Below are 12,005 nucleotides of genomic sequence, written 5' to 3'. Positions count from 1 at the left end.
CGGTGCTGCCGATGATGACGCCGTCCACCTCAGTGAAGGCGATGGCTTCGCCGCCACTGGTCAGGCCGTGCTCGAGAGCGGTATCCACGCTCAGGGCGTAGGCGATGTCGATGCTGCCCGCGCCGTCGGCGCCGTAGCTCGACGTTACGGCATCCTCGAAAGCCGCCGCTACGTTGCCGGTGGCCTTCGAGGTGCCACCATCGGTCTGCTTGTCGTAGAGCTTGAAGGTCACGTCGTCCAGGTCGACCGCGTCCAGTTCCAGCGTCGGGCCGTCGTCGACAAAATTAACCATCTCACCCACATTAATGACGTCACTGGCACTAGCAGTGTTACCGTTGACATCGACAACGGTAACCGTACCATGCAGTTCGACCAAGCCGGCCAGAGTCTCGATGTCGTTGGGGTCATTCGGGTCGCCATGATCGATCGGCAAGTGCTTGGTCAGCGTCAGGCTGTCGCCATCGATCTCAAGCACAAATACTGTTTCACCACCTGCAAGACCGGTCAGGGTATGACCGTCCTCGCTCAAAACCAGCTCGATCGACTGGCCACCACTGCTCAGGCCATGCTGGCCTTGTCCTGCTTCAGTCAAGGCTAGGGCGAAGCTCCAATCCTGAATGCTGCCGTTGGTGGGAGTCGCACTGAAGGCGTCACTAAGCGCCGCATCGTCTTGGCTAACACCCTCCAGAGTCTCGGCATCGTATACCGTAAGGGAGATGGCTTCGGTCACAAGCTCGACGCTGGGCAGCGTATAACCGCTGTCGGCGGTATCGGGTGAGCTGGTGTTGCCGTTGCCGTCGCGGGCGATGACTTCGACGCTGTAGTCACCTTCCGGCAGCTCGAGGTCGGACAGATCGACCGTCCAGTTGCCGTTGGCATCCACCGGCACGTTGCCTACGAAGATCGTCTCGCCGTTGGGGCCGGTCACCGTGACGTCGACGCTTTCGGCGTTCTCGGCGGTGCCGGTCAGTTCGCTGCTGACTTCGTTGTTGGCAGAGCTGACATCGAACTCGGTGATCTCGACCGAAGGCAGGGTGTAGCTGGAGCTGTCTTCCGCCGTGGCAGTGTTGCCGTCGGGAGAGGTGGCGGTCACGTCGACGCTGTATTCGACGCCATCCTGGAAGTCGATACCGGAGAGGTCGATACTCCAGGTGCCGTCGCTCTCGGGGGTGACGGTGAAGGTCTCGTTGAGGCCGCCGCCGGTCAGCACCACGGTGATGGTAGCGGCATTGGTGGAAGTGCCGGTCAGGATCGCCTGGAGCACGTTGTCGCTGGAAACGAGCGTAAAATCGACATCGACAGTGGGAATGATGGACGCAATGCCACCAATGCCATCACCCAAGATTTCCGGTACCTCACTCGCCGATCCTACGCCGAAATCGAACGCCAGCGGGTTGAGTTCCTCGGCGATGCGCGCCAGGCGCACGAAGCTGTGACCACCGTCAGCGGCACCACCGGGACCGGCACCGGCGGCGGTGGCATCGAGCACATCGAGCAGATCGATGCTGTCGTCGTCGAGTGCCGCCAGCAGGGCTTCCAGATCTTCATCCAGTGCACTGAATTCGCCCACGTCCACAGGCTGATCGGCATCCAGCTCAGGCGTCATCGCAACGACCTGACCGCCTTCGATGACGGTGGGGTCGAGATTGTCGGCGAAGTCGAGCTCTACACGCCCGTTATCGGACGTTACGAGCGACTCGCCTTCGAGCAGGGTGTCACCCACACGAAGCTCACGCATGTTGCCATCGGCATCACGCGCCCAGGCCTGACCGGTAATGGAAACGACTGTTGCAATGCTCATGTTGTGACTCCCTGCGTGGGGTGTAGTAATCGATGCCTCGCCGAGTCGCTGCTACACATGAGCAGCCCAGACCCATTGTCGGCTTATGCCGCCACGTTAAGTTACAAGCAGAAACATGGATATTGGACCGATGGACAGGTAGCCGGAGACCTATTGGTTGCTTTCCCTGCCATTGACAATGGCAATGCGATTGCATTACCTTGAGTGCATTACTCTTGCATTACCATTGCGCGGAGGCCAATCATGAACACGGCCGTTGAGGATGACTCCACCCTGACGGATCGCTACCAGACGACCATTCCGGCATCGGTCCGTCGTGCGCTGAAGCTGAAGCGCCGCGATCGGATTCACTACATGATTCGCCCCAATGGGGAAGTGGTGCTCACTCGCGCCCGCGATGCGTCCAGCCAAGACCCCGTGATGACCAGCTTCCTGGCCTTCCTGGAGCGCGATCTGCAGGAGCACCCGGAAAACATTCGCCCTGTCACTGCCAGCACCTTCGCCGAGGCCGAATGCCTGACGGCAGGCATTGAGGTAGACCTTGATGAAGAGCTGCCAGAGGACGACGACGACACATGAGCCCTCTGGAAATAAACGGATGGACGATCTACGCACATCCACTATTTCTGGAACAGGTCGATGCGCTCATCAGTAAGGTGAAGCGTCTTGGGGAAAGGGATCCGCTCGGATATCGCAGCAAACCGGCCACCAAGCGTCTGGCGGCGATTGTGAAGCTGGCCAAGAACGACATTCCACAGGACCCGGCAGGCCCTCAGTATCGCCAAGGAAGCACCCTCGGGGCTGAGCACACCCATTGGTGCCGAGCAAAGTTCTACCAGCAGTACCGGCTGTTCTTTCGCTACGACCTTGCGAGCAAGATCCTCATCTACGCTTGGGTCAACGACGAATCCACCAAACGCGCCTATGACAGCAAACAGGACGCTTACGCTGTCTTCCGCAAGATGCTCAAGAACGGTAATCCACCGGATAGCTGGAATGACTTGTGGAGAGCGGCCAGCAGTGATGGCGAACGCATCAAAGCGCTTCTGGGGGCAGAGGATGATGAGTCTTAATTTCGATATACCGGGGTCGGCCGCCATGCGGCATGGCTGTCGATGCCAAGGCATCGTAGATGTGGTCCCAGGTGATTAGTCACCCGGGACCCGACACCTAACGACCGTTGTCGGCCATATCGACTTCCCGCTGCGAAAGATGCAAGACCAGTTGCATGCGGTCGCGAATGCCCAGCTTGCGGAACACCGCGCCAAGGTGAGCCTTGACGGTACGCTCGGTGATATCGAGTTCCCGGGCGACTTCCTTGTTGGTCTGCCCCTCTGCCACCGCCAGGGCAACGACACGCTCCCTTTCGGTGAGCGCGCCCAACCCATCTTCCGCCTGGTTGCGCGGCCTGCCCCCCAGCGCCTTGAAGGCGCTCCCGGCCACCCAGCTCATCAGTTCCGGCAATACCCAGATTCCCTGGTTGGTCACCACCAGTTCGACCTGCCGCATCAGGGCTGCGGGAGACAGGGCGTGCGTGTAGCCGCGGGCGCCGGCGCTCAACGCCTGGGAGGCCTCCTGCATGCTGGGGAGATAGCTCAACACGACGAGCATGGCACCCCGCTCGGCCAGCTCCCGAACCAGGGCCTCCCAGTCGGTGAGGTTGCTCATCACCCATGCCCGGTCGTCGCGACCGACTCTTGCCAAGGCCTGTTCTGGCCCCACCCAGTGGGCATCGGGGAAGGCCATACGCCAGCGCGGGATCTCACCCTGCCCCTGACCAACGAAGAAATGTGCCATCAACGTTCCCCCATCGAATCACGCCAGGCCCGCAGTACAGGCTTGAGCATAAACTGCATCACGGTGCGCTTGCCGGTCAGGATGTCGACTTGGGCCGTCATGCCCGGAATGACCGAGAGGTCGTTGTCGATCCCCTCGCCCTCAATGGTTCTCACACGCACCAGATAGAAGGTGTTGCCGTCGTCATCGGTAATGGTGTCGGCGCTGATATGATCGAGCTCGGCCATCAGGCCGCCATATATCGTGAAGTCGTATGCCGTCAGCTTGATGGTCGCCGGTTGCCCAGGGCGCAGGAAGGCGATGTCCTGCGGGGCGATACGCGCCTCGACCAGGAGTTGATCGTCGCTGGGTATGATGTCCACCACTTCCTGGCCGGGCTGAACGACACCGCCAAGCGTGGTAATACCCAGACGCTGCACGACGCCGGTAACCGGCGAGCGTACCTCGGCGAGGCGCACGCGGTCCTGCAGGCCGGCACTCGACTCATCGAGCGCACCGAGATCGCCGATGGTTTGTGCCAGATCGTTGCGCCAGTCGCTGCGCCGTTCAGCGCCGAGCTCGCGTAGCTGCGTACGCGCCTCCTCCACGGCAGCCTCGAGTCGAGCGACCGAGGCTGCCGCCTGGTTGCGCTCGCCGGTCGCGCGCGAGACTTCGCGCTCGAGCCGTAGGATGTCGACTTCGGAAACCGCTCCGGACTGCAATAGCGGGCGCGTCAGATTCAGTTCCTGGCTAGCCATGTTGGCCTCGCGCTGGGCGGTATCCCGCCGTGCCTTGGCCTCGTTGAGCTCTTCTTCGCGCTGACGGATGCGGTCGCTCAGAATACTCTCTTGCTCGCGCAACTCCTCGCGCCGGCTCTCGTAGACCTCCCGCTCCTGGAGCACGATGTCCGGCGCTTCGGCGCGCAGCTCATCATCGGGATTGAAGGGCGTGTCGGTGGCCAGGGCACGCAGCCTTTCGGCACGAGCACGCAGCGCCAGCGCCTGGGCCCGGTTTTCGCGGAAGTTGGCAATGAAACGAGTGGGATCGATGCGCATCAGCGCCTGCCCCGCCTCGACCAGCTCGCCTTCGCGGATCAGAATCTCCTGCACCACACCGCCATCGAAAGATTGCACCTTCTGCAGTTGGCTGGAGGGGATCACACGTCCCGTGCCACGGGTGACTTCGTCGATCGAGGCGAAGTAAGACCACACGAGCAATGCGATGACGGCGAGCACAGCGGTATACAGGAATACTCTCGCCCGGATGGGGTCCTGCTGCATGCGCGCCCAGTCGGCATCGCTGGCCCAGTCGCGATTGAGATGGGCAGCCGTGACACGCTTGGAGAACAGGCGGTCAATGAAGGGGCGAAACGGCTTGCCGCCCACTTCGGAAAAGCGCCCGATCGCCTCGAAGCCTTGCTGCTCGGCGCTCTTGCCCTTGGCCTTGGGAGACATGACGGTCATCAGTTGGCCCTCCCGATCTGACCCTTGCGCAGGGCCTCGACCACTTTGTCGCGGGGGCCGTCGGCGACGACCTTGCCGACATCGAGGACGATGATGCGGTCGACCAATGACAATAGCGAGGTACGGTGGGTCACCACGATCAGCGTCTTGCCCTCGCCGTACTGCTTCAGATTGGTCTTGAAGGCTTCTTCGCTGGCGTGATCCATCGAGCTGGTCGGCTCGTCGAGCAGCAGGATCTGCGGGTCGTGGACCATGGCTCGGGCAATGGCCACGGCCTGACGCTGGCCACCGGAGAGCATCTGCCCGCGCTCGCCCACCTGGAGGTCGACACCATGAGGGTGCCCGTTCACCAGGTTCTCCAGCCCGCTGAGCTTGATGGCACGCAGCAGCGAGTCGTCATCGACGCCGTCGCTGCCGCCACCGGCGACGATGTTTTCGCGCAGCGAACCGAAGAACAGGCTCACGTCCTGGGGCACGTAGCCGATATGGCGGCGCAGTTGGATGGGGTCGAACTGGCGCAGATCGACACCATCGAGCATGACCGCCCCCGCCGTGGGCGCATACAGGCCCAGCAACAGCTTGTTGAGCGAGGTCTTGCCACAGCCGACACGCCCCAGCAGCGCCACTTTTTCGCCGGGCTCGATCTTGAGCGAGACATCGCGCAGCGCATCGCGCTCCTCGTCGGGATAGCGCAACGACGCCTTGTCGAAACGGATCTCGCCGCGGACCACCGGGCGCGAGATGAACGATTTCCCATCGGGTCGCTCCACCGGTCGCTGCATGACATCTTCGAGCGACTTGAGCGCGGTGGAAGACTGATGATATTGGGCCAGCAACGCCGCCGCCTGACTGATGGGGGCCATGGCCCGGGACGACAGCATGTAGGCCGCAATGAGCCCACCCTGACTCAGATTGCCGTCGATGATCAGATAGACTCCGATCAGGATGACGCCCACGGCTACGGTGTGCTGGGCCCACATGGCGACGTTGGAGACGGAGGTGCTGACCAGACGCAGTTGGGCGGAAGTGCGCGAGAGAAAGGCGGTCGCCTTCTCCCAGATCGATTGAATACGGCTCTCGGCCCGCAGAGACTTGACCGTTTCCAGGCTCGACAACGATTCCACCAGCGTGGCGTTGCGCTGAGCACTGACCCGCCAAGTGGTTTCAGAAAGTTCATGCAGTTTGCCCTGGGCGGCCAAGGCATAGAGCAACACCAAGACGATACCGGCCAGGACCGGCAAGGCTAGCGGCGCCCCTATCAAGGCAATCACGCCCACGAACAGCAGCACGAAGGGCAAGTCGACCAGCGCCACCACCGTAGCCGAGCCGATGAACGAGCGCACCGACTCGAAGGACTGCAAGGTCGAGGCGAACGACCCGGTAGAGGCAGGTTTGGCCTCCATGCGTAGCCCCAGTACCTGGGACATGATACGCGATGAAAGCTTGACGTCGGCCCGGCTTGCCGCCAGATCGACGAAAGCGCTGCGCATCAAGCGCAGCGCGAGATCGAAACAGAGCACGACGAATATACCCGCGGCAAGCACCCACAGGGTCTCGGTCGCATGGTTGGGCACCACACGGTCATAGACGTTGAGTACGAACAGCGGCATCGCCACCGCGAACAGATTGATGAGCACGGAGCCGGCGATCACGTCGCGATAGAGGCGCCGGTTCTCGCGGATGACGCCCCAGAACCAGTGCCGGGAGCGCTGCTTGCCGACTTCCGGCCCCCGCGTATCGAAGCGGAAGCGTGGGCGCACGTAGATGGCCTGACCGCTGTAACTTTCGGCGAGACCGTCGAGATCGACTTCGGTAACGGCATCGCCGAGTTCGGGAAAGATCACCCGAGCGCGGCGCGCCTTGAGATCCAGCGCGACGAGCACGCAGGCACGCCCCGGTTCCAGCAGCAGCACGGCGGGGAAAAGTGCCGGATTCAGCTGTACCAGGCGGCTCTTGGCGATGCGTGCCGTCATGCCGGCGCGAGTAGCGGCCCGGGGAAAGACCCCGGGAGTGAGACGCCCCTCTTCCAACGGCAGACCTGCCGTCAACGCATCGGGCGTCACCGCATGGTCGTGAGCCAGGGCGATGGATTGCAGGCACTCGAGCAGCTCGTCACGAACTGCCGAGCGCGGTGCTTCCTGAGAGGAATACAATACTTCTTGCTGCGTCACGGGGACCTCGGGGATGAGGCCCGCCCGACTGTCCCGGGCGGGTTGATGCTAGATGACGATCACGGCGTTGTCCGCACAAACGCAGCACGGACAACTTTCACCCCGGGTCGTTCAGCCCTGTACCACATAGCTGTCGGCGTAGCCCAGGTGCTTCAGCTCGCCACGCAGCGCCGCCAGTTCGCCCGGATCGCCGATGGGGCCGAGCTGGATCCGATGCAGTGCGGCAGAGCTGACCAGACGCATCGGCTTGGCCAAGGCATCGCTGAGCTGGCTGCCGAGCTGTTGGGCACGCTGAGCATCGCTCAACGCCGCTACCTGCAGGTAGGCGCCCTGCTCGACACCCACCGCCTGCGGCTCTGCCTGAGCGGCAGCTGACAGCTCGCCAAGGGCCACCTCACCATGAACCTCGACCTGAACTTCGCGATAGACGCTGGCGACGGGGCGCTGCGCCGCCCAGACATCAGCCACGCTGGGCTCCACTGCCTGGGTCGCTTCCTGATGAGCGTCGGCCGGCCACTGCTGCACCGAGGTCATGTCGAGGTTCTCGCCTACCCGCTCGAGCGTGACTTCCACACGACGGTTCTGGCGACGTCCTTCCACGGTATCGTTGCTGGCCACCGGCTGACGCGAGCCGTAGCCGCGAGTCTCGATCAAGTCGCGATCCACTCCCTGGCTGGCCAGATAGTCGCCCACGCTGTCGGCCCGGCGCTGCGACAGTGGATCGTTGATGGCATCGCTGCCGGTACTGTCGGCGTGACCGGCGATGAACACCCGTGCCAGGTCGGTTCGACTGCGGATCTGCTCCGCCAGGCTCGCGAGCTCCTGACGCGAATCGGGCCCCAGCTCGGCGCTATTGACCGCGAACAGGGCGTCGGCGGAGAGCGTCACATCGGGCGCGCGCTCAGGCTCACCGATGCCGCCGGTGAAGTCGGCCAGCGTGAAACCTGCGGGCCCCTCCACCGGACAGAGTGCCTGGGGGTCGAGCGCCACGCCGTCGCTGCCGAGTTCCGCCAGGGTCGGCATGTCGTCGCGCATCACGCCCAGGCTCTGCATCAGTTGCCCCATCGCCGCCAGGGTGCGCGCATCGGCTAGCATGATGTCGTATTCGGCATTGACGTAGGCGCGGCTGGCCTCGAAGTATTCGTTCTCGCTGTCGAGCACGTCGAGCAGGGTGCGCTGGCCGATGTCGAACTGCTGCTGGTAGGCGCCGCGTACCCGATCGATCGACTGGCGGTGTTCATTGAGATAGCGGATCTGCTCGCGCAAGCGCTGGGTGTCGTTGAAGGCGATCTGGGTGGTCTGGCGTACATCGGTACACGCCTTGTCACGCAGGTTGACCGCCTGCTCGACACGGTCGCTGGCGGCGCGGAACGAGGCCAGGTCGCTGCCGCCGCGATAGAGGTTCATGCTGGCCACCAGCTCGATGCTGTGGCGGTCACGACGGCCATAGTCATCGTAGCCGTTATCGTTGTTGTTGGTGCCGGTGCGGCCGCGCAGGTCCAGACGCGGCTGGAAGCCTGCCCGGGTGCCAGCCTGCTCGGCCCTGGCTGCCTCGATGTTCTCGATGGCGGCGTGGAACTCGGGGTTGCCCTGGAACGCCAGGTTGACCGCCTCGGCCACGGAGGGCGGCAGGCGGTCGTCGAGCTGGGGCGCCGGCGCCAGATGCTCTGCCGGCAAGCCACCGACGATACGCTGATAGCGCGCCGTGACGTCATGGAGGTTCGACGCCTCGGTCATCAGATTGGACTCGGCCAGGGCCAGACGGCCACTGATCTGCTCGAGATCAACACCACGCCCGGCGCCGCTGCGCACACGATCCTCGATCTGGTTGAACACGCGCATGTGGTCGCCGTAGTTTTCCTGGGCCAGGCGCACCAGTTCACGGTAGCGGCTGACGTCGAGGTAGGCGCGCGCGGCTTCCAGTGCTACGTTCTCGCTGGCACCGAGCAGTTCGTAGTAGCGCACCAGCTTGGCACGGTCGAGCCGCTCGACTTCGCTGCGTGTGGCAAAGCCGTCGTAGATCATCTGATTAAGGCTGAGTTCAGCGAAATCGGTGCCGTAGCTGCCGCGTGAGTCCCCTTCGCGCGCCTCACGCCCGATGCCTGCAGTCACGTCGATACTGGGCAAATAGTTGCCGCGTGCCACGCTTACGTCATTGCCTGCCGCGTTCAATCCGTTCCATGCCGCCAGCACTTCGGGATTGGTGGCAAGCGCCTGACGCACCACCTGTTGGATGTCGGAGGAGCCCGGTGACGCAAGGCCTGGCGGCAATGCCTGGGCTACGGCAGCGTTAAGCGGCAACAATGCCAGGGAGGCTCCCAGCACAGTGGCTTGAGCCAGGCGATGGGTACGCGAAAGTTCGGTAGCGAGTTTCATGGGATTCCCTTTTCATGAGATCGGATGCACCGTATCGGTTTGGCGACGCAACCGATCAGGAGGTTAAGGCGTTTTTTCTTGTTCTTGCGGGGCGCATCCGGCCTGGGCCGGATGGTGCATCCATTCCCGATTCCCTGTTCAAGGAAACGCTGCATAAATAACTGTGCGGGCGCTTGTCGCGCCCACCGCTCCATTCAGCGCTTCCTTGGCAGCATGGCGCCGTGGTATCGGCTCATGCTTTTTGGCGACTACCTCGCCATGTCTCTTTCGGCTGATCCTCCCGCTTTGTAACCGAAAGAGAAGTATAGAAACCCAACTTTATCATGAGTACCAATGTGTAATCTATTGTAAGCGAGATCGTGACATTATCCAACCGGATTTCCATCGACTTTTGTCGCTTTTCCGACATCGCCCCGTTCCATCGAGTCCACTTTCCTCACGCATCACACTCGGACCTCCCGAACGACGCCAAACATGCTATCGTCGCCCCATCATCGACATGGGCCATCAGCAACAGGGAGAGACGTCATGTCAGCCTCATCCGAAATTCAGAAAACGCGTGTCATCAACGAATTGCGCGGTTTCATCAAGAAGCTGCTTCAGGACCCCCGCATTCTCGAGCAGTCGCTCGATATCGCACGCCGACACTCCGGCGAAGGCAGCCCCGAAGACGTCCTGACTCGTATCGCCAACGAGATCTCGGACACCACGAGCGTGCATATCCCCGAAGACCCGCAGGAACACTCCGAAGCCGACAAACTGTTCCTGGAACTGCTCAAGGAAGTGGTCAGTGAGGAGCAGGCGCTCTACTAAGCCGTATCCCCGGGCGCCCTTGGCGCCCTCCTTTCCCCCGCATGCCTGGGTGTCCTCTGGTATAATGGCAAGCAGTTGTTTTTCAAATTTTTTACAAGTGCGTTGCCAATGTATTACTTGCTGAAGCTATTCCCCGAGATCACCATCAAGTCACGCTCCGTACGGCGCCAGATGACACGCTGCCTGGTCGGCAACATTCGCAACGTGCTACGCCCGCTAGGCGATATGCTTCACGTTCAAGGGGGCTGGGATGAGTTGAAGGTTCGCATTGCGGACGATGTGGCTTCCGAATGGCGCCATCGGTTGGAAGAGATGCTGTGCCGTATTCCAGGTATCCACGAGATACAGTGTGTCGAGGAGATTCCCTTCATCTCCTTCGAGGACACCGCCGAACGTTTGCTGCCGGTATGGCGGGATGCGATCGCTGGACGTTCCTTTCGCATAACGGCGAAACGCCGCGGTGAGCACGAATTCTCTTCCGAACAGCTCGAGCGTTACCTTGGCCAGATACTGCTCGACGCCGCTCCCGGCGCCCGGGTTCGGCTCAAGGCTCCTGACGTGGACGTTCGAGTCGAGGTGATAGAGGACCGCCTGCGTCTCGTGCGCCAGCGCTGGAGTGGGCTCGGCGGTTATCCCATGGGACTGCAGGGTCAGGCCCTGACGCTGATCTCGGGTGGCTACGACTCCCCCGTTGCGGCGTGGAAGATGATGCGTCGCGGAATCAAGTCCCACTTTTTGTTTTTCGAACTGGGTGGCGCCGGCCACGAGGCAGCCGTGCGCGAGGTGGCATACCATCTGTGGGAGACTTACTCACGCTCCCATCGGGTCAGATTCATCTCGGTGCCCTTCGAGGGCGTCGTGGCGGAGCTACAGCGCAGCATTCCCGACGGCCTCATCGGCGTCGTACTCAAGCGCATGATGGTACGGGCAGCCAGCCGTATTGCAGTACGCTCGCGTATTCCCATGCTTGTGACCGGCGATGCCATCGCCCAGGTTTCGAGCCAGAGTCTCACTAATCTCGTGCTCATCGACGAGGCCAGTGAAGTGCCGATCCTGCGCCCACTAATTGCCGAGGACAAGCAGACGATCATCGATACCGCTCGCCAGATCGGCACGGCTCCGTTCGCTGAAGGCATGCCGGAAGTGTGCGGTGCCGTATCCCAACGGCCCAACACCCAGGCCCGCCATGACAAGGTCGTCGAGGCCGAGTCAAACTTCGACTTCAGCGTGCTCGATGCCGCCTTGGAGCATGCCGTACAAACCCGTTCCGACCGCCTATTGGACGCTCTGCCAGTTGAAGAGCCCGGCAACGAACCGTATCTGGAGGTGGTGACCGACCTTTCCATGACCGGCGGAACGGAGGTCAGCGTGATCGACATTCGTCCTCCAACTGAGCGCGAAGCCGCGCCGCTCATGCTCGAAGAAGTGGAGTGCCTGGAAATTCCCTTCTTCGAGCTCCAGTCGCGCGCCGAAACGCTACCCGACGACCGCCGCTACCTGCTCTATTGCGATCAGGGCGTGATGAGCCGCATGCAGGCCCTGCATCTGCACGACAGGGGGTTGAGGCACTTCGGCATCTATCGCGTCGGCTAAGGAAACGTCCCC

Annotated in this window: 9 protein-coding genes; 4 read left to right on the top strand and 5 right to left on the bottom strand. The window is 62.2% G+C overall.

The genetic code is table 11. From position 1 onward, the window contains the following. Window positions 1-1,801: retention module-containing protein (locus tag HOP51_RS19110; RefSeq protein WP_234275472.1), on the bottom strand; the 1,801-nt coding region annotated here is incomplete at its 3' end. A gap of 243 nt (window positions 1,802-2,044) precedes the next feature. On the opposite strand from HOP51_RS19110, the gene HOP51_RS19105 reads away from it, so the two are divergent. Beyond that, window positions 2,045-2,380, top strand: a complete 336-nt coding sequence (locus tag HOP51_RS19105) for a type II toxin-antitoxin system PrlF family antitoxin (protein WP_234275471.1) — start codon at window positions 2,045-2,047, stop codon at window positions 2,378-2,380. Further along, window positions 2,377-2,874, top strand: a complete 498-nt coding sequence (locus tag HOP51_RS19100; protein WP_234275470.1) for a type II toxin-antitoxin system YhaV family toxin — start codon at window positions 2,377-2,379, stop codon at window positions 2,872-2,874. The genes HOP51_RS19105 and HOP51_RS19100 overlap by 4 nt, the downstream gene beginning before the upstream one ends. Window positions 2,875-2,971: 97 nt before the next feature. Here HOP51_RS19100 and HOP51_RS19095 read toward each other — a convergent pair whose 3' ends face one another. From HOP51_RS19095 to HOP51_RS19080, 4 genes are all read right to left on the bottom strand, one after another. Beyond that, window positions 2,972-3,598 carry a LuxR family transcriptional regulator gene (locus HOP51_RS19095; RefSeq protein ID WP_234275469.1) on the bottom strand — a complete coding sequence of 209 codons (627 nt, stop codon included), beginning with the start codon at window positions 3,596-3,598 and terminating at the stop codon, window positions 2,972-2,974. Next, window positions 3,598-5,040, bottom strand: a complete 1,443-nt coding sequence (locus HOP51_RS19090; protein WP_234275468.1) for an HlyD family type I secretion periplasmic adaptor subunit — start codon at window positions 5,038-5,040, stop codon at window positions 3,598-3,600. Before HOP51_RS19090 ends, HOP51_RS19095 begins: the two co-directional genes overlap by 1 nt. Next, the gene (locus HOP51_RS19085) at window positions 5,040-7,211 is read right to left on the bottom strand and encodes a type I secretion system permease/ATPase (protein WP_234275467.1); all 2,172 of its coding nucleotides are present in this window, start codon (window positions 7,209-7,211) and stop codon (window positions 5,040-5,042) included. Before HOP51_RS19085 ends, HOP51_RS19090 begins: the two co-directional genes overlap by 1 nt. Before the next feature lie 111 nt (window positions 7,212-7,322). Beyond that, on the bottom strand, window positions 7,323-9,587 hold the full coding sequence (locus HOP51_RS19080) for a TolC family outer membrane protein (RefSeq protein WP_234275466.1): 2,265 nt from the start codon (window positions 9,585-9,587) through the stop codon (window positions 7,323-7,325). A 528-nt stretch (window positions 9,588-10,115) separates the two neighbouring features. Between HOP51_RS19080 and HOP51_RS19075 the strand changes: the two genes are divergently transcribed. Continuing rightward, the gene (locus HOP51_RS19075; RefSeq protein WP_234275465.1) at window positions 10,116-10,400 is read left to right on the top strand and encodes a hypothetical protein; all 285 of its coding nucleotides are present in this window, start codon (window positions 10,116-10,118) and stop codon (window positions 10,398-10,400) included. 108 nt (window positions 10,401-10,508) lie between these two features. Beyond that, window positions 10,509-11,993, top strand: a complete 1,485-nt coding sequence (thiI, locus tag HOP51_RS19070; protein WP_234275464.1) for a tRNA uracil 4-sulfurtransferase ThiI — start codon at window positions 10,509-10,511, stop codon at window positions 11,991-11,993. The last annotated feature ends 12 nt before the right edge of the window (window positions 11,994-12,005 follow it).

Source organism: Billgrantia zhangzhouensis (genome assembly GCF_021404465.1).
In the GTDB taxonomy this organism is placed as follows: Bacteria; Pseudomonadota; Gammaproteobacteria; order Pseudomonadales; family Halomonadaceae; genus Halomonas; species Halomonas zhangzhouensis.
This window is presented reverse-complemented; position numbering and strand designations above follow the sequence as displayed.

Coding starts and splice junctions, on each gene's coding strand:
- HOP51_RS19105 (WP_234275471.1), top strand. CDS start 2,045: ATGAACACGGCCGTTGAGGATGACTCCACCCTGACGGATCGCTACCAG.
- HOP51_RS19100 (WP_234275470.1), top strand. CDS start 2,377: ATGAGCCCTCTGGAAATAAACGGATGGACGATCTACGCACATCCACTA.
- HOP51_RS19095 (WP_234275469.1), bottom strand. CDS start 3,598: ATGGCACATTTCTTCGTTGGTCAGGGGCAGGGTGAGATCCCGCGCTGG.
- HOP51_RS19090 (WP_234275468.1), bottom strand. CDS start 5,040: ATGACCGTCATGTCTCCCAAGGCCAAGGGCAAGAGCGCCGAGCAGCAA.
- HOP51_RS19080 (WP_234275466.1), bottom strand. CDS start 9,587: ATGAAACTCGCTACCGAACTTTCGCGTACCCATCGCCTGGCTCAAGCC.
- HOP51_RS19075 (WP_234275465.1), top strand. CDS start 10,116: ATGTCAGCCTCATCCGAAATTCAGAAAACGCGTGTCATCAACGAATTG.
- thiI (WP_234275464.1), top strand. CDS start 10,509: ATGTATTACTTGCTGAAGCTATTCCCCGAGATCACCATCAAGTCACGC.